Consider the following 16,846-nt stretch of genomic DNA (forward strand, 5'->3'; position numbering starts at 1 on the left):
CGGCCCGTGGTCCTGTCGAGTTGACAGGGCCACGGGCCGTACACCGTACCGCTATTCCGTTAATACCGGCAGTTGACCGGCCAGTAGGGATGTCGGCATGTGAGACATGCGCGGAACAACGCCGGTCATCGGACGTCCGAATTTCCCGCCGGACAGGACAACAAGCGTCAGAACGCGGCCCCGGACATCGTTTTCCGGTGACATCCTTCGTGATCGTCCACTATCCGGAGAACGACCGAACGGTCAGTAGGCACGCGCGACGAGCGCGACGTTGCCCTCCTGGTCGTCCGTCTGCGGCACCGAACCGTCGGCGGCCACGATGCAGCGCACCGAGACGCCCTGCTCGGCCAGCTTGGCCTCGCCCTCCGGGCCCAGCTCGGCCCAGGAGATCCGGCCCCAGCCGGTGGCGGCGGCCTCGGCGGCCTCGTCGATGGTCTTCACGTCGACCGTGCGGGCCTCGCGGCGCTCGCGCGACTGACGGAGCAGCAGGGCCTGGTCCTCCTCCAGGATGCCCGGGAGGGTGGCCGCCAGGGAGTCGATCGAGACCGGCTCCTTGCCGCCCGGGATCCGGCGCGCCAGCATCGCGGTGCCGTTCTCCAGGTCGCGCGGGCCGACCTCGATCCGCACCGGCACGCCCTTGAGCTCCCAGTCGACGGCCCGGCGGCCGAACGGGGTGTCCGTGCGGTCGTCGACGACCACGCGGACGCCGGCGGCCTCCAGCGCGGCACCGATCTCACGGACCTTGGCGATCACCGCGTCGTCGCCCTTGATGGCGAGCACGACGGCCTGGACGGCGGCCAGCCGCGGCGGGACGCGCAGGCCGCTGTCGTCGCCGTGGGACATGATCAGGCCGCCGACCATGCGGGTCGAGACGCCCCAGGAGGTCTGCCAGACGTACTCGCGCTCGGCGCCCTGCAGCTGGTAGGTGGTGTTGAACGCCTTGGCGAAGTTCTGGCCCAGCTCGTGGCTGGTGCCCATCTGCAGCGCCTTGCCGTCGCCCATCATGCCTTCGAGCGTGAGGGTGTTGATGGCGCCGGCGAAACGCTCCTTGGCGGTCTTGCGGCCGAGCACGACGTCGATGCCGAGCACGTTGGTCATGAAGTCGCCGTAGACCTGGGTGTGGATCATCGAGGCGTAGTCACGCGCGTCCTCGTACGTGGCGTGGGCGGTGTGGCCCTCCTGCCAGAGGAACTCGGTGGTGCGCAGGAAGACGCGCGGGCGCAGCTCCCAGCGGACCACGTTGGCCCACTGGTTGATCAGCAGGGGCAGGTCGCGGTGGCTCTGCACCCACTTCGAGAAGTACTCGTTGATGATCGTCTCGGAGGTCGGCCGCACCACGACCGGCTCGTCCAGCTGCTTGCCGCCGCCGTGGGTGACCACCGCGAGCTCGGGGGCGAAGCCCTCGACGTGCTCCGCCTCCTTGGTCAGGTAGGACTGCGGGATGAACATCGGGAAGTAGGCGTTCTGGGCGCCGGCCTTCTTGATCCGGGCGTCCATCTCCTGCTGCATCCGCTCCCACAGACCGTAGCCGTACGGTCGGATGACCATGGTGCCGCGCACCGGACCGTTGTCGGCCAGCTCGGCCTTGTTGATGAGGTCCTGGTACCAGCGCGGGAAGTCTTCCGCCTGGGGGGTGAGAACGGGTGCCTTAGCCATGGGCGAATCGTACGGGGAGCAAGCCCCCGACTTCGAATCCGTTCTCCGCGACGACCCGCCCGGGGGCGCACGACCCCGACACGCGCGCACCACCCCGCACCCCTCTGGACGCCGCGCCCGAGCCGCTGTTCGCTGGAGTGGGGGCGGGACGTCGAGGGGGGCCGGAGCAGCACACCGATGGACCGGATGGGAGGCCGCGATGGCTTCAGCGCGGGTGACCGGCACGACCCCAGCACCCCCCGGCACGGAGCGGCCCGCCGCCCGGGCCCGGGACTGGGCGGAGATCCAGGAGCGGATGCTGGTGCCGCTCTACGAGGCCGTCCACGACCGCCTGGAGGTCGGTCCGGCGACGAGCGTGCTGGGCCTGGGCTGCGGCTCCGGCCTCGCCCTGCTGCTGGCCGCCGGCCGGGGCGCGCAGGTGGCCGGGCTGGAGCCCGACGACGACCTGCGCGCCCTGGCCCGGGAGCGCCGGCTGCGGGTCGACGCGGACCGCCGGACGGGGGCGGACGTCGCCCGCTCGGCCTATTCGCTGGTCACCGTTTTCGAGCAGCCCCCGCCGGGCGGCGAACCGCGCCGCCCGGTCGCCGCGGCGGGCCGGCTGGTCCTGCCCGGCGGGCACGTGGTGCTGGCCGCCTGGGGGCCCCGGGAGCGCTGCGAGAGCGCGGCCGTGCTGGACGTCGCCCGGCGGATGGCCCGGCGCAGCCGGGCGCGCGACCCGTTCGAGCTGAGCCCGCCCGGCGCGCTGGAGGACCTGCTCTCCGGGACGGGTCTGCGCCCGGCCGGCGGGGGCCGGGTGGGCTGCCCGTTCGCCTACCCCGATCCGGCGAGCGCGGTGCGCGGACTGCTCTCCACCGGCCTGTACGACGCGGCGGAGGAGTTCTCCGGGCCGGCGCTGGTGGCGAAGGAGCTGGAGGAGGCGCTGCAGCCGTACCTGCGGCCGGACGGCACGGTGCGGATGACGAACGTCTTCCGCTACCTGATCGCCGAACGGCCCCGCTGAGCCCCGCCGGGGTTCAGCGGGCCCCGGCGGGCCCTGCCGGGGTCAGCGGGGCGGACGGTCCGCAGAAGCGGCGCGGTACGACGCGCGGACCGACGCGCGGACCGACGAAGGGGCGCGCACCAGCACGGCGCGCGCCCCTCACCCCAGCCCCCGCTCACCCCGGCCCCCGCTCACGGGTGCTCAGGCCTGGTCGAGCGCCTTCCGGGGCACCCCCGCCGCCCGGTAGGCCTGCTCCTCGTCCAGCGTCTCCGCCTCCAGCAGCGCCGCCGCCAGCGCGTCCAGCCGGGCCCGCTGCTCGGTCAGCAGCCGCACCGCCTCCTCGTAGCACTCCGCGACGATCCGCCGGGCCTCCTCGTCCACCGCGTCCAGCGTGGTCGGCGCCGCGGAGAGCCCGTAGGCGCCCTGCGGGTCGGACGGGACGGCGGTGAGCCGGCCGACCCGCTCGCTCATGCCCCACCGCCCGGCCATGCCGCGGGCGATGTTGGTGACCTGCTCCAGGTCGCTCTCCGCGCCGGTGGTGATGACCCCGTAGACCACCTGCTCGGCGGCCATCCCGCCGAGCGCGCCGATGATCCGGCCGCGCAGGTAGGGCTCGGTGTAGGAGTAGCGGTCGGTCTCCGGGGTGGAGAGGGTGACGCCGAGGGCGCGGCCGCGCGGCACGATGGTGATCTTGCGGACCGGGTCGGCGCCCGGCTGCAGCATGCCCAGCAGGGCGTGGCCGCTCTCGTGGTACGCGGTCCGCTCCCGTTCGGCCTGCGGCATCACCAGCGGCCGGACGGCGCCGAGCTGCACCTTCTCCAGCGCGTCCGAGAGGTCCCGGTCGTTCACCGCGTCCTGGCGGCGCTTGACCGCGAGCAGCGCGGCCTCGTTGACCAGGTTGGCCAGCTCGGCGCCGGTCATCCCGGGGGTGACCTTGGCGAGCCGGTTCAGGTCGGCGTCGCCGGCCAGCGGGACGTCCCGGGAGTGGATGCGCAGGATGGCCGCGCGGCCGTCGCGGTCCGGCGGGCTGACGGTGATCCGCCGGTCGAAGCGGCCGGGGCGCAGCAGCGCCGGGTCGAGCACGTCGGCCCGGTTGGTGGCGGCGATGACGATGACGCCCTCGGAGCCGGTGAAGCCGTCCATCTCGGTCAGGATCTGGTTGAGCGTCTGCTCGCGCTCGTCGTGACCGCCCATGCCGCCGCCGCTGCCGCGCTGGCGGCCGATGGTGTCGATCTCGTCGATGAAGATGATCGCCGGGGCGACCTTGCGGGCCTCGGCGAACAGCTCGCGCACCCGGCTGGCGCCGACGCCGACGATCATCTCGATGAACTCGGAGGCGGAGGCGGAGAAGAACGGCACGTCCGCCTCGCCGGCGACGGCCCGGGCCAGCAGGGTCTTCCCGGTGCCGGGCGGGCCGCTGAGCAGGACGCCGCGCGGCATCTTGGCGCCGAGCCGGCGGTACTGCTGCGGGTTCTTCAGGAAGTCGACGACCTCGGTGAGCTCGGCCTCGACCTCGTCGATGCCGGCCACGTCGGCGAAGGTGGTGCGCCGGCCGGCCTCCGCGGTGACCGGCTTGGGCGGGGCCTTGCGGCCGAGCGCCCCGCCGCCGAGCCCGCCGGCCATCCGCCGGGCGAGCAGCACCCAGATCACGATCAGCAGCAGCATCGGGGCCAGCGAGATGAGCAGGTTGGCGAGGAAGCTGCGCTGCTGGACCACCGGTTCGGCGGTGACCTCGACGCCCTGCTGCTGGAGGGTGGTCCAGAGGTCGTCCCCGGCGAAGACCGGGCGCTGGGTCTCGAACTCGGTGTAGGTCCCCTTGCCGCCGTCCGGTTTCGGCTCGGCGTTCTTGAGGGTGCCCTCGATCGAGTCGCCCTTGGAGTAGATCTTGGTGATGTTGCCCTTGTTCAGCTGGGTGTTGAACTCGGTGTAGGAGATCGTGGTCGCGCCGCCGGGGCCGAAGAAGGACAGCAGCACATCGCTGATCAGGAACACCACGAGGGCGGTGAGGATGAGGCCCGTCCAGCCGCCGGGCATCTTGCGCCGCGGGGGCGGCGGGGGCGGGGCGCCCTCGGACCGCCACGGCTGGTCGGGGGTCTGGCGCGGTGGTACGGGATCAGTCACCCATCGGACAATACGGACATCAGCTCGGCTCCTCCAACCGCAACGCCGCCCCGCCCGTCAGCCCCGCTCCTCCACGGCGGCCGACCCCGGCCACTCCTCGACGGTCAGCGCGAACCGCTCGTGGTCCCGCCAGGCCCCCTGGAGGAACAGCATCCGCGGGGTGAACCCCTCGTGCCGGAAGCCGAGCCGCTTGGCCAGGGCGATCGACCGGTCGTTGTCCGGCTGGACGTTGATCTCCAGCCGGTGCAGGCCGAGCCCGCCCTCCGACCGCGGGGCGAAGCAGCGGTCCAGCACCAGCCGCATGCCCTCGGTCATCCGCCCGGTGCCGGCGAACGGCAGGAAGGAGTCGTAGCCGAGCGCGCCGTTGCAGAACCGGCCCATCACGATGTTGGCCACGTTGACCTTGCCGACCAGCCCGCCGGTCTCCCGGTCGAGGATCAGGAAGGTCCGCAGCGAGGGGCCCTGGCGCGAGATCAGGTCCGCCAGCGCGTCCGGCTCCACCGGGTTCCACCGGCCGATGTGCTCGACGGACCTCCGGACCGCCTCGGCGTACGCCACCTCGTCCCCGGACCTCGGGGCCCTGATCGTCACTCGCATCGGACCATCATCGCGGACGGCCACCGGGCAGGCGAACGGCCCTCCGCCCGGGGGAACCGGGCGGAGGGCCGTTCAATGGCGCCTCCCCGTGCGCGCCGGACCGGCGCGCACCGGACTACAGCAGGTCCTTGAACTCCTTGGGCAGCTCGAAGTCGGCCGGGCCCTTGCCCGCGCCGAGGCCGAACGCGCCGCCCTCGGCGGGCGGCTGGCCGGGGCCGAGCGCGCGGCGCTCGGCGGCCGCGGCCTCCTCCTGCGCGCGCTTCAGCGGGTTGCCGCTCTTGCGCTTGCCCTTGGCGACCGGGGCCTTCTTGGCGGACTTCTTGCCGCCGCCGCCCATGCCGGGGATGCCCGGCATCCCGGGCACGCCCTTGCCGGAGGCCATCGCGGACATCATCTTGCGGGCCTCGAAGAACCGCTCGACCAGGTTCTTCACCTCGCCGACCTGGACGCCCGAACCCTTGGCGATGCGGGCCCGGCGCGAGCCGTTGATCAGCTCCGGCTCGGCGCGCTCGGTCGGGGTCATCGACTTGATGATCGCGCCGACGCGGTTGACGTCCTTGTCGTCGATGTTGTTGATCTGCTCGCGGATCTGGCCCATCCCCGGCAGCATGCCCAGCAGCTTGGAGATCGAGCCCATCTTCTGGACCTGCTCCAGCTGGGACAGGAAGTCGTCCAGGGTGAACTGCTTCGGGCCGCCGCGCAGCTTGGCGGCGATCTTCTCGGCCTCGGCCTGCGAGAAGGTCTGCTCGGCCTTCTCGATCAGCGAGAGGACGTCACCCATGCCCAGGATGCGCGAGGCCATCCGGTCCGGGTGGAAGGCGTCGAAGTCGTCGACCTTCTCGCCGTTGGAGGCGAACATGATCTGCCGGCCGGTGACGTGCGCGACCGACAGGGCGGCACCGCCGCGGGCGTCGCCGTCGAGCTTGGAGAGCACCACGCCGGTGAAGTCGACGCCTTCGAGGAAGGCCTGCGCGGTGGTGACCGCGTCCTGGCCGATCATCGCGTCGACGACGAACAGGACCTCGTCCGGGTCGACGGCGGCCCGGATGTCGGCGGCCTGCTGCATCAGCTCGGCGTCGATGCCGAGGCGGCCGGCGGTGTCGACGATGACGACGTCGTGCTGCTTCTGCTTGGCGTACTCGATCGAGTCCCGGGCCACCTGGACCGGGTCGCCGACGCCGTTGCCCGGCTGGGGCCCGTAGAACGCGACGCCCGCGCGGTCGGCGACGACCTGCAGCTGGTTGACGGCGTTGGGGCGCTGGAGGTCGCAGGCGACCAGCAGCGGGGTGTGCTTCTGCTGCTTCAGCCAGTGGCCGAGCTTGCCGGCGAGGGTGGTCTTACCGGCACCCTGCAGACCGGCGAGCATGATCACCGTCGGGCCGTTCTTGGCGAACCGCACCCGTCGGGTCTCGCCGCCGAGGATGGCGATGAGCTCCTCGTTGACGATCTTGATGATCTGCTGGGCCGGGTTCAGCGCGCCGGAGACCTCGGCGCCGAGCGCACGCTCCTTCACCTGCTTGATGAAGGCCCGGACGACCGGCAGCGCGACGTCCGCCTCCAACAGCGCGATGCGGATCTCGCGGGCGGTGGCGTCGATGTCCGCCTCGCTCAGGCGGCCCTTGCCCCGGAGGTTCTTGAACGTCGCTGCGAGGCGATCGGAAAGGGTGTCGAACACGTCGTCGCGGGTCCTCTGCGGCATCGGTGTGAGTACGGTCGTCGCCCCCAAGGGTATCCGGCCGCCCCGGGGACGGTCTCCACCCGGGTTCGACCGGACCTCGACGGGTTCCGGGAACGGCCCCGCGACGGCCCTGCGGGCGGCCCCGCGGCAGCCCCGCGGCAGCCCGGAGGGCGCCTCGCCGGACGGCCCGGCGGACGCCTCGGCCGACGGCCTCAGCCCAGCGCCGCCCGGACCGCCGCCGCCACCTCCCCGGCCCGCCGCGCACCGAGCGGACGCCCCGCCCCGTCGGTCAGGTAGAAGGCGTCCACGGCGTCCGCGCCGAGCGTCGAGACGTGCGCGGTCCGCACCCGCACCCCCGCGCCGTCCAGCGCCCGGCCGATCCGGTGCAGCAGCCCGGGGGCGTCGTGCGCGCGCACCTCCAGCACCGTCGCGCTCGCCGAGGCCACCGGCGGCGCCACCGCGACCACCGGCGGCGGGGCGGGGACCCCGCGCCGGCGCGGCGCCGCGGCGTCCCGCTCGGCCAGCCGGCGGGCGACGTCCAGCGAGCCGTCCAGCGCCCGGCGCAGGTCCGCCCGGAGCCGGGCCGCCTCCGGCAGCTCCCCGAACGCCGCGGCCACCCGCCAGGAGAGCACCAGCACCGGCCCGGCGCCGACCGGGTCCAGCTCGCGCAGGTGCGCCGAGCGGACCGCCAGCCGGTGCAGGGCCAGCACCCCGGCGACGGTGCCCAGCAGGCCCGGCCGGTCCGGGACGGCCAGCAGCAGCCGCGCGCCCATCGGCCCGGCGCCGTCGCCGTCGGCCCGGGGCGCGGCGGCCGACAGCGACAGCGCCGGTCCGCCGGTCCTGGCCGCCTCCACCGCCAGCCGTTCCTGCTCGGCCGTCGGCCCGGCCTCGACCGGACCGGGCCACCCGCCGCCCGCCCCGCTCAGCCGGGCGGCGGCCCGGGCGGTCAGGCCGTCCACCAGCGAGGCCCGCCAGGCGCTCCACGCGGCCGGACCGGTGGCCAGCGCGTCCGCCTCGGTCAGCGCCCGCAGCAGCTCCAGGCGCGCCGCCGTGCCGACCGCCCCGGTGACGGCCTCCACGGTGGCCGGGTCGTCCGGGTCCCGCCGGGTCGCGGTCTCCACCAGGGTCAGGTGGTGGCGCACCAGCACCGCCAGGGTCTCCACCGACTCCGGATCGAAGCCCATCCGGGCGGCCAGACCCCGGACGAGCGCCTCGCCCGCCTCGCTGTGGTCGCCCGGCCGCCCCTTGCCGAGGTCGTGCAGCAGGGCGGCGACCAGCAGGAGGTCCGGCCGCGCCACCCGGCGGGTCATCGCGGCGGCCCGCACCGCGGTCTCCACCAGGTGCCGGTCCACCGTCCAGCGGTGCACCGCGTTGCGCTGGGGCCGGCAGCGCACCCACTCCCAGTCCGGCAGCAGCCGGGTGACCAGCCCCTGCGCCTCCAGCGCCTCCCAGACCGGCAGGCAGGCCTCGCCCGCGCCGAGCAGGGTGACCAGCTGCTCGCGCGCCTCGTCCGGCCAGGGCACCGGCAGCGGCCGGCACTCCGCCGCCAGCCGGCGCACCGTCGCGTACGCGAGGGGCAGGCCGTTCTGCGCGGCGGCGGCCGCGGCGCGCAGCGGCAGCACCGGATCCGCGGCCGGGCGGGCGCCCAGCGCGAGGACCGCCTCGCCGTCCTGCTCGACCACGCCCTCGGCGAGCGGCCGGCGCTCCACCGCGCCCCGGGCCGCCGCGCCGCGCCCGGCGGCGGTGAACGGGGCGAACGGGACGCGCCGGGGCGGGCGCCGGCCCCGGCCCGAGCGGGCGGCCAGCACCCGCTCCACCGACCGCCAGGCGACGTCGGAGGCGTAGGCGACGGTCCGCGCCGCCTCGTAGACCCGGCGCAGCAGGGCGTCGGCGTCCGGCACGCCCAGCCGCGCGGCGACCTGGTCCTGGTCCTGCAGCGCGAGCCGCTCGGTGGCCCGGCCGGTCACCAGGTGGACGGCGTCGCGGACGTCCGCCAGCCGGAGCGCGGCGGCGTCCAGCCCCTCCCGGGGTGCGTCGGCCAGCCAGCTCGCGGCGACCGCGCGCAGCGCGACGACGTCCCGCAGTCCGCCGCGGGCCTCCTTGAGGTCGGGCTCCAGCAGGAAGGACAGCTCGCCGTGCCGCTCGGCCCGCTCCCGGCCCAGCTCGCGCAGCTCGGGCAGCCGGCGCGCGGCGCCCGCCCGCCAGTCGGCGAGGACGGCGGAGCGCAGCGCGGCGGTGAGCGCCGGGTCGCCGGCCACGTGCCGGGCGTCCAGCAGGCCGAGCTGCGCCTTCAGGTCGGCGGCGGCCACCGCCCGGGCCTCGGCCGGGGTGCGGACCGCGTGGTCGAGCGGGACCCCGGAGTCCCACACCGGGTACCAGAGGCGCTCGGGCAGGGCGGCGTCCAGCCGGCCCTCGTGCAGCAGCAGGACGTCGAGGTCGCTGCGCGGGGAGAGCTCGCCGCGCCCGTAGCCGCCGACCGCGACCACGGCGGCCCCGGCGGGGGCGCCGGCCGCCGCGAACAGGCCGGCCAGCCAGTCGTCGGTGAGCGCGGACAGGGCGGTGCGCCGCTCCCGGCCGCCGGGGCCGGGAGCGGCGAGCAGCCGGGCCCGGTCGGCGGCGTGGCCGTCGGGACCGGGGCCCGGGGCGGCGTCGGGGGCGGTGGCCATCCGGTCGGGCCCTCAGAGGGCGTCGGGGCCGCGTTCGCCCGTGCGGACCCGGACGGCCGTCTCGACCGGGACCGCCCACACCTTGCCGTCGCCGATCTTGCCGGTCCGGGCCGCGTTGACCAGGACGTCGATCAGCGGCTCGGCGTCCTCGTCCTCGACCAGGACCTCGACTCTGACCTTGGGCACCAGGTCCACGGTGTACTCCGCGCCCCGGTAGACCTCGGTGTGACCGCGCTGGCGGCCGTAGCCGCTGGCCTCGGAGACGGTCAGGCCGTGCACGCCGAAGGCCTGCAGGGCGGCCTTCACCTCGTCCAGGCGGTAGGGCTTGATGACGGCGGTGATGAGCTTCATCGGGCGTCCACCTCGGTCTTCTCGATGCTGTCGGGTGCGGTTGCGGCTGGGGCCGCGGTCGCGGTCCTGGCTGCGGTCGCGGTCGCCGGGGCGGGTGCGGTCGCGGCCGCCGCGGCGACCGGCACCGCGGCCGGGGCGGCCGTGCGGCCGAGGCCCGACCCCAGCGCGCCGAAGTCGTACGCGGACTCGGCGTGCTCGGCCTGGTCGATACCGGCCAGCTCGACCTCCTCGGCGACCCGGAACCCGATCACCCGGTCGACCGCCTTGGCCAGCAGCCAGGAGAGCACGAAGGAGTAGGCGCCGACCACCGCCACGCCCATCGCCTGCTTGCCCAGCTGCGCCGCCCCGCCGCCGTAGAACAGCCCCTTGGCGCTCTGGCCGACCGTCCCGGTGGCGAACAGGCCGACCAGCAGCGAGCCGATCGCCCCGCCGAGGGCGTGCACGCCGACCACGTCGAGCGAGTCGTCGAAGCCCCAGCGGTACTTCAGGCCGATCGCGGCCGAACAGGCGGCACCGGCGACCAGGCCGATCGCCACCGCGCCGAGCGGGGAGACCGAGCCGCAGGCCGGGGTGATCGCCACAAGGCCCGCCACCGCGCCGGAGGCGGCGCCCAGCGTGGTGAACGCGCCGTGCCGCAGCTTCTCGTAGAGCAGCCAGCCGACCAGCGCGGCACCGGTGGCGACCTGGGTGTTGAGCAGGGCCGTCGCCGCCACGCCGTTGGCGGCCAGCGCCGAGCCGGCGTTGAAGCCGAACCAGCCGAACCAGAGCAGCCCGGAGCCGAGCATCACCAGCGGCAGCGAGTGCGGGCGCATCGGATCCTTGCGGAAGCCGATCCGCTTGCCGAGCACCAGGCAGAGCGCCAGGCCCGCGACCCCGGCGTTGATGTGGACGGCCGTCCCGCCGGCGAAGTCGATCACCCCGCTGCGGTCGCCGAGCCAGCCGCCGTGCCCGCCGTCGAAGAAGAACACCCAGTGGGCGACCGGGAAGTACACCACGGTCACCCAGAGCGCCACGAACAGGCCCCAGGCCGCGAACTTCGCGCGGTCCGCGATCGCGCCGCTGATCAGCGCCGGGGTGATGACCGCGAACATCAGCTGGAAGGCGGAGAACGCCGTCACCGGGATCGTCCCGGTGAGGTCGGCCACGCCGACGCCGCGCATCCCGAGGAAGTCCAGGTTGCCGATCAGTCCGGCGCCCGCGTCGGGACCGAAGCTGAGCGAGTAGCCGTAGAGGACCCACAGCACGCTGACGATGCCCAGCGACAGGAAGCTCATCGCCAGCATGTTCAGGATGCTCTTGGCCCGGACCATCCCCCCGTAGAAGAAGGCCAGCCCCGGGGTCATCACCATGACCAGGGCCGCACAGATGAGTACGAAGGCGGTGTCACCCGCGCTGAAGCCGTCCGGCATCGGCGTCTCCTCCTGACTGGAAGCCGATCCGACCCGGGTCCCTGTCCCGTGGCCCGGGGCGTCGGCGTTGAGCAGGAGCGTGCCGAAGGCTGGTTTCGGCCGATGCGGCCGGGTGTTTCACCGCCGTGACGAGGGCGACCGCGGGGTTACGCCCGCGTGAACGCGGCACCGGCCGTGCCGTCGGCGGACGGCACGGCCGGTGAGGGGGTCACGGTGGCGGCTCAGACCACCGAGACGTATTCGGGGATGTCCTGGACCACCCGCTCCTTGAGCCGGCTGACCGCGTCGACGCCCTTGAACCGGGAGACGGCGGCCTCGGTGGTCTTGCGGACCCGCGAGTTGAGCCGCTCGGAGCGGACCTTGGTGGCGATGTCCACGGCCTGCTCGGCGAAGACCGCCGCCTCCTCCGGCTCCCGCTGCAGCAGGTGCACGCTGGCCATGCCGACCAGGTTGAAGGCGTAGGAGCGGACGTGGTCGCCGTCCTGCCGGAACAGGTCGACCGCGCGCTCCATCACGGGCGCCGACATCGAGGCGTACAGCTCGGCGTTGTCCGAGTGGTAGGCGAGGTCGCGGAAGGAGTGCGCGTTCTCCGCGTTCAGCTCGGCCGGGGAGAAGAACTTCAGCCAGTCCGGGTCGCCGTCGCCCTCGCGGATGTCGGTGAAGGTGTCCTCGGCCAGCCGGATCGCCCGGGCGCACCGGTTCACCTCGCCGATCGTGGCGTACGCGCGCGCCTCCATCGCGTACAGCAGGGACTGCTGGCGCGGGGTGGCGGTGTCGCGGCTGCCGTACTGGGCGAGGTGGATCAGCTCCAGCGCGTCCTCGCCCCGGTTGAGGTGGATCATCTGCCGGCTCATGTCGGTCAGGATCAGCGCGCCGAACGGACGGTCCCCGGCCTCCTTGGCGGCGTGCAGCGCCAGTACGTAGTACTTCTGCGCGCTGGGGTGCATGCCGACGTCGTAGGACATCCAGCCGGCCAGGTGGGCCAGCTCGGCGGTGAGCCGGAACAGCCGCTTGGTGGTCTGCTCGGGGTAGGTCTCCTGGAGCAGGTCGGTGACCTCGTGGAGCTGGCCCACGACGGCCTTGCGGCGCAGCCCGCCGCCGTTCTGGGCGTCCCACTGCCGGAACATGACGGTGGTCTGCTCCAGCAGTTCCAGCTCGGGCTCGGAGAGCCGGCCGGTGAACGGCTCTCCGCCGTTGGCGGCGGTCAGGATCGGGGTCGGGGCGCCGTTCGGGCCGGGCGCCAGCCAGCGCTGCATCGGCTCGATCAGCGCGGCACCGGCGGTCAGGGCGAGCGAGGTGCCCAGGAAGCCGCGCCGGTTGAGCATGAGGTCGCTGCGCGAGTAGTCACTGATCAGCTGGACGGTCTGCGGCGCGCTCCAGGGCAGGTCGACGCCGCCGCCGACGGTGGAGACCGGCACGGCGGCGCGCAGCCCGAGGTCCTCGATGGAGACCACCGACCCGAAGCGCTCGGAGAACAGCTCGGACATGATCTTCGGAATAGGCTCGCGCGGCTGCTCGCCGTCGAGCCATCGTCGCACCCGCGAGGTGTCCGTGGAGACGTGGTGGGCCCCGATCTGCCGGGCCCGGCGGTTGACCTGACGGGCCAACTCCCCCTTGGACCAGCCGCTGCGGGCGAACCACGTGGTCAGCTTCTCGTTGGGTTGCTTCTCTGCCATGGGTCCGTCCCCATCCCGCCCGGGCCCCGGGGCCCCGATCGTGATCGCCCGACGGTTGCGGGCTCTTGCCAGACGTGTCGTACCGGACTGCGGCGCCACAGCCGCAGACGAACCGTCAGTTCCCCAACTCCCGGCCCGCCATGGCCCGGAGCGGACTCCCCGACGAGGTCCGTGTGCTGAACGTAACGCCCCGCGCACCGCCCCGGGGAGCGGCCCTGGCGAAACGCCACCTTTCGCCACCCCCAGGAGTGAACCGAAGCGTGCCGGCAGGCGGTTCACTAGGAAGTCCCGGCGGTCCGGCATATGCGGGCCGCCAAGTCCCCGACAGCACCCGGCTCTTCAGGCGAACCGCCGCCGCCACGGGCGGACTTCGCACCCGCACCGACCGACGGCCCTCCCGCGCACCGACGATCCGGCATCGGCACCGCCGACCACAAGGCGGCGCACGAGGCGCATCAGGGCAACTGGCGCACACCGCGCGCTGTGCGCCGCCACCGCACCACGCACCACGCACAGGAAAAACAACACACAGTCACCGTCCCGTAACCATCGGCAACGAGATCCTGTTGGGGGAGGCATGGACAACCTGTTCGGCGTACTTCGACTGGGGCACCTGCGGCTGGCACCGCTGGGCGCGCGCCACCGCACCCGCGCCACCGCGAGCCAGGCGGCCGCGGAGTACACCGGCCGGTGGGGCTGGTCCGTCGTCGTCGGCGAGCCGGCCCGCACCACCGCCGCCCCGCGCCGCTGCCACTGCGGTGCGCCGCGCTGCGCCGCGCCCGGGCTGCACCCCGTCCCCGGTGCCGGGCCGGCCGCCCGCCCCGGCACCGACGTCTCGGTGCTGTTCCCCACCGGCCGCGCCTTCGACGTCCTCGACGTGCCCGAGCAGGCCGGCCTGCAGGCACTGGTCCGGCTGGAGCGGATGGGCACCCAGGTGGGCCCGGTGCTCGCCGCGCCCACCGGGCGGCTGCAGTTCCTGGTCGCGCCCGGCACCGCCCGCCGGCTGCCCGACCTGCTCTACCGGATGGGCTGGGACGACGCCGCGCTCGACCTCACCTGCCACGGCGAGGGCAGCTTCGTCGCCGCGCCGCCCACCGTGCTCCCCGGCCTCGGCCCGGTCCGCTGGCTGCGCCGCCCGACCCGCGACAACGCCGGCTGCCCGCCGGAGGCCCGGCTGCTGCTCGGCACCCTCGCCTACGCCTGCCACCGCGGCCGCGAGCGCACCCGCGAACCCGCCTGGATCGCCTGACGGCGGCGCGCCCACGCGCCTGCGGCGGGGTGGTCCCCGCCGAACGCCGAAGGGCCCGCCCCCGGGGGAGCGGACCCTTCACCGGTGGGGCCGGACGGTGCTCAGTCCCCGATCAGCGCGTCCACGAACGCGCCCGGCTCGAACGGCGCCAGGTCGTCGGCGCCCTCGCCGAGACCGATCAGCTTGACCGGCACGCCCAGTTCGCGCTGGACCGCCACCACGATGCCGCCCTTCGCGGTGCCGTCCAGCTTGGTCAGCACGATGCCGGTGATGTCGACCACCTCGGCGAAGACCCGGGCCTGGATCAGCCCGTTCTGGCCGGTGGTGGCGTCCAGCACCAGCAGCACCTCGTCGACCGGACCGTGCTTCTCCACGACCCGCTTGACCTTGCCCAGCTCGTCCATCAGGCCGGTCTTGGTGTGCAGGCGCCCGGCGGTGTCCACCAGCACGGTGTCCGCGCCCTCGGCGATGCCCTCCTTGACCGCGTCGAAGGCGATCGACGCCGGGTCGCCGCCCTCCGGCCCGCGCACGGTGCGCGCGCCGACCCGCTCGCCCCAGGTCTGCAGCTGGTCGGCGGCGGCGGCGCGGAAGGTGTCGGCCGCGCCGAGCACCACCTTGCGGCCGTCGGCGACCAGGACCCTGGCCAGCTTGCCGGTGGTGGTGGTCTTGCCGACGCCGTTGACGCCGACGACCAGGACGACCGCGGGGCCCTCCTCGTGCTTGGTGGAGCGCACGGTGCGGTCGGAGTCCTTGCCGATCAGCTCGACGAGCTCCTCGCGCAGCAGGCCGCGCAGCTCGTCCGGGGTGCGGGTGCCGAGCACCTTGACCCGGGTGCGCAGCCGCTCGACCAGCTCCTGGGTGGGGGCCACGCCGACGTCGGCGGTCAGCAGGGTCTCCTCGATCTCCTCCCAGGTGTCCTCGTCGAGGTGCTCGCGGGAGAGCAGCGAGAGCAGGCCCTTCCCGAGCGAGTTCTGCGAGCGGGAGAGCCGCGAACGCAGCCGGACCAGGCGGCCGGCGGTGGGCTCGGGGACCTCGATGGCCGGGGCTTCCCCGACCGCCTCGGGGGCGGCCTCGGCCTCGGCCTCCGCCTCGGGGGCCGCCTCGGCCTCGGCCTCGGGGAGCCGGACCTCCTCGACGGTGCGGCGCGGTTCCTCGGTCGGCGGCGCGGCCTCCTCGCCGACGGCGGGCTCGCGCGGGGTCGGGGGCGCCGTGATGACCGGCGCCTGCGACTTCGGGGGCAGCTGCTGGCGTCGTCTGCCGGAAACGACGAGTCCGGCGATCGCGCCTACGGCGACCACCGCGATGACTACGGCAAGAATCACGTATTCCATAACCCCCCCAGTATCCGCGACAGCGGTCCCCGTGGACCGCAGCCGGTGGAGTGGATCACCGGCGTTCCCGGTGTTCCTCCCGCAGCCGCTGGCTGATCACCTGCGAGATGCCGTCGCCCTTCATGGTCACCCCGTACAGGGCGTCGGCGGACTCCATGGTCAGCTTCTGGTGGGTGATCACGATCAGCTGGGAGCTCTCCCGCAGCTCCTCCATGATCGCGATCAGCCGGCGCAGGTTGGTCTCGTCCAGCGCCGCCTCGACCTCGTCCATGACGTAGAACGGGCTGGGCCTGGCCTTGAAGATCGAGACCAGCAGCGCCACCGCGGTCAGCGAGCGCTCCCCGCCGGAGAGCAGCGACAGCCGCTTGACCTTCTTGCCGGGCGGGCGGGCCTCCACCTCGACGCCGGTGGTCAGCATGGACTCCGGGTCGGTGAGCACCAGTCGGCCCTCGCCCCCCGGGAACAGCCGGGCGAACACGCCCTCGAACTGCGCGGCGGTGTCGTGGTAGGCGGCGGTGAACAGCTGCTCGACCCGCTGGTCGACGTCCTTGACGATGTCGAGCAGGTCGCGCCGGCTGCGCTTGAGGTCGTCCAGCTGCTCGCCGAGGAAGGTGTGGCGCTCCTCCAGGGCCGCGAACTCCTCCAGCGCCAGCGGGTTGACCTTGCCCAGCTGCTGGTACGCCCGCTCGGCCGCGCGCAGCCGCTTCTCCTGCTCGGCGCGGACGTACGGGCGCGGCTCGCCCGGCTCCCGGCCCTCCTCCGGCGTGGACGGCGGGACGGGCCGGTCCGGCCCGTAGGAGGCCAGCAGCTCGGAGCCCTCGATGCCGAACTCCTCCAGTGCCCGGCCCTCCAGCTGTTCGATCCGCAGCCGTTTCTCGGCCCGCAGCACCTCGTCGCGGTGGCCCGCGTCGACCAGCTTGTCGAGCTCGTCCTTGAGGCCGCGCCCGTGCTCGCGGTGCTCCTTCAGCTCCGCCTCGCGCGCCGCCCGGGCCTGTTCGACGGCGGCCCGCCCGGCGTCCGCGCGGGCCAGGCACCCCTCCCGGACGGCGTGCCGGTGCCGGGCGCCGGCGGCGAGGGCGCCCGCGACGGCGGCGTCGTGCTCCGCGCGCCGGCGGCGCTCGGCGGCCCGGGCC

The 16,846-nt window shown here is 74.3% G+C and carries 12 protein-coding genes; 2 read left to right on the forward strand and 10 right to left on the reverse strand.

Annotation, left to right across the window (positions count from 1 at the left end; all coding sequences use genetic code 11):
- Nucleotides 1-243 precede the first annotated feature (243 nt).
- Nucleotides 244-1,656, reverse strand: coding sequence for a proline--tRNA ligase (gene proS, locus ACFXAM_RS11670; RefSeq protein WP_380289926.1), 1,413 nt, complete (start codon nucleotides 1,654-1,656; stop codon nucleotides 244-246).
- Nucleotides 1,657-1,855: 199 nt separating this feature from the next.
- On the opposite strand from proS, the gene ACFXAM_RS11675 reads away from it, so the two are divergent.
- Nucleotides 1,856-2,656, forward strand: a complete 801-nt coding sequence (locus ACFXAM_RS11675; RefSeq protein WP_380289928.1) for an SAM-dependent methyltransferase — start codon at nucleotides 1,856-1,858, stop codon at nucleotides 2,654-2,656.
- A 180-nt stretch (nucleotides 2,657-2,836) separates the two neighbouring features.
- On the opposite strand, the gene ftsH is transcribed toward ACFXAM_RS11675, so the two are convergent.
- From ftsH to ACFXAM_RS11710, 7 genes are all read right to left on the reverse strand, one after another.
- A complete protein-coding gene (gene ftsH / locus ACFXAM_RS11680; RefSeq protein ID WP_380289930.1) occupies nucleotides 2,837-4,756 on the reverse strand; it encodes an ATP-dependent zinc metalloprotease FtsH in 1,920 nt (639 codons plus the stop codon).
- Nucleotides 4,757-4,813: 57 nt separating this feature from the next.
- Nucleotides 4,814-5,353 carry a GNAT family N-acetyltransferase gene (locus ACFXAM_RS11685; protein WP_380289932.1) on the reverse strand — a complete coding sequence of 180 codons (540 nt, stop codon included), beginning with the start codon at nucleotides 5,351-5,353 and terminating at the stop codon, nucleotides 4,814-4,816.
- A gap of 115 nt (nucleotides 5,354-5,468) precedes the next feature.
- Complete coding sequence (ffh, locus tag ACFXAM_RS11690; RefSeq protein ID WP_380289950.1) at nucleotides 5,469-7,028, reverse strand: signal recognition particle protein; 1,560 nt, start codon at nucleotides 7,026-7,028, stop codon at nucleotides 5,469-5,471.
- Between the two features lie 215 nt (nucleotides 7,029-7,243).
- A complete protein-coding gene (locus tag ACFXAM_RS11695; protein ID WP_380289934.1) occupies nucleotides 7,244-9,697 on the reverse strand; it encodes a [protein-PII] uridylyltransferase in 2,454 nt (817 codons plus the stop codon).
- Between the two features lie 12 nt (nucleotides 9,698-9,709).
- Nucleotides 9,710-10,048 (reverse strand): P-II family nitrogen regulator, encoded by a 339-nt coding sequence (locus ACFXAM_RS11700; RefSeq protein ID WP_380285260.1) that lies wholly within the window; start codon nucleotides 10,046-10,048, stop codon nucleotides 9,710-9,712.
- Nucleotides 10,045-11,457, reverse strand: coding sequence for an ammonium transporter (locus ACFXAM_RS11705; protein ID WP_380289936.1), 1,413 nt, complete (start codon nucleotides 11,455-11,457; stop codon nucleotides 10,045-10,047). The genes ACFXAM_RS11700 and ACFXAM_RS11705 overlap by 4 nt, the downstream gene beginning before the upstream one ends.
- A 221-nt stretch (nucleotides 11,458-11,678) precedes the next feature.
- Complete coding sequence (locus ACFXAM_RS11710) at nucleotides 11,679-13,133, reverse strand: hypothetical protein (protein ID WP_380289938.1); 1,455 nt, start codon at nucleotides 13,131-13,133, stop codon at nucleotides 11,679-11,681.
- Between the two features lie 577 nt (nucleotides 13,134-13,710).
- Here ACFXAM_RS11710 and ACFXAM_RS11715 point away from each other — a divergent pair.
- On the forward strand, nucleotides 13,711-14,382 hold the full coding sequence (locus ACFXAM_RS11715) for a bifunctional DNA primase/polymerase (protein WP_380289940.1): 672 nt from the start codon (nucleotides 13,711-13,713) through the stop codon (nucleotides 14,380-14,382).
- Nucleotides 14,383-14,483: 101 nt separating this feature from the next.
- Here the strand turns inward: ACFXAM_RS11715 and ftsY are convergent, their stop codons facing one another.
- Both ftsY and ACFXAM_RS11725 read right to left on the reverse strand, forming a co-directional pair.
- Nucleotides 14,484-15,713 (reverse strand): signal recognition particle-docking protein FtsY, encoded by a 1,230-nt coding sequence (ftsY, locus tag ACFXAM_RS11720; RefSeq protein ID WP_380289942.1) that lies wholly within the window; start codon nucleotides 15,711-15,713, stop codon nucleotides 14,484-14,486.
- A gap of 55 nt (nucleotides 15,714-15,768) precedes the next feature.
- The coding region (locus ACFXAM_RS11725; protein WP_380289944.1) for an AAA family ATPase at nucleotides 15,769-16,846 on the reverse strand (1,078 nt) is incomplete at its 5' end.

Source organism: Kitasatospora sp. NPDC059462 (assembly GCF_042749955.1).
Lineage (GTDB): Bacteria > Actinomycetota > Actinomycetes > Streptomycetales > Streptomycetaceae > Kitasatospora.

What these genes read in the sequence shown, in the direction of transcription:
- proS (WP_380289926.1), bottom strand. Translation starts at nt 1,656, where the DNA reads ATGGCTAAGGCACCCGTTCTCACCCCCCAGGCGGAAGACTTCCCGCGC.
- ACFXAM_RS11675 (WP_380289928.1), top strand. Translation starts at nt 1,856, where the DNA reads ATGGCTTCAGCGCGGGTGACCGGCACGACCCCAGCACCCCCCGGCACG.
- ACFXAM_RS11685 (WP_380289932.1), bottom strand. Translation starts at nt 5,353, where the DNA reads ATGCGAGTGACGATCAGGGCCCCGAGGTCCGGGGACGAGGTGGCGTAC.
- ACFXAM_RS11695 (WP_380289934.1), bottom strand. Translation starts at nt 9,697, where the DNA reads ATGGCCACCGCCCCCGACGCCGCCCCGGGCCCCGGTCCCGACGGCCAC.
- ACFXAM_RS11700 (WP_380285260.1), bottom strand. Translation starts at nt 10,048, where the DNA reads ATGAAGCTCATCACCGCCGTCATCAAGCCCTACCGCCTGGACGAGGTG.
- ACFXAM_RS11705 (WP_380289936.1), bottom strand. Translation starts at nt 11,457, where the DNA reads ATGCCGGACGGCTTCAGCGCGGGTGACACCGCCTTCGTACTCATCTGT.
- ACFXAM_RS11710 (WP_380289938.1), bottom strand. Translation starts at nt 13,133, where the DNA reads ATGGCAGAGAAGCAACCCAACGAGAAGCTGACCACGTGGTTCGCCCGC.
- ACFXAM_RS11715 (WP_380289940.1), top strand. Translation starts at nt 13,711, where the DNA reads ATGGACAACCTGTTCGGCGTACTTCGACTGGGGCACCTGCGGCTGGCA.
- ftsY (WP_380289942.1), bottom strand. Translation starts at nt 15,713, where the DNA reads ATGGAATACGTGATTCTTGCCGTAGTCATCGCGGTGGTCGCCGTAGGC.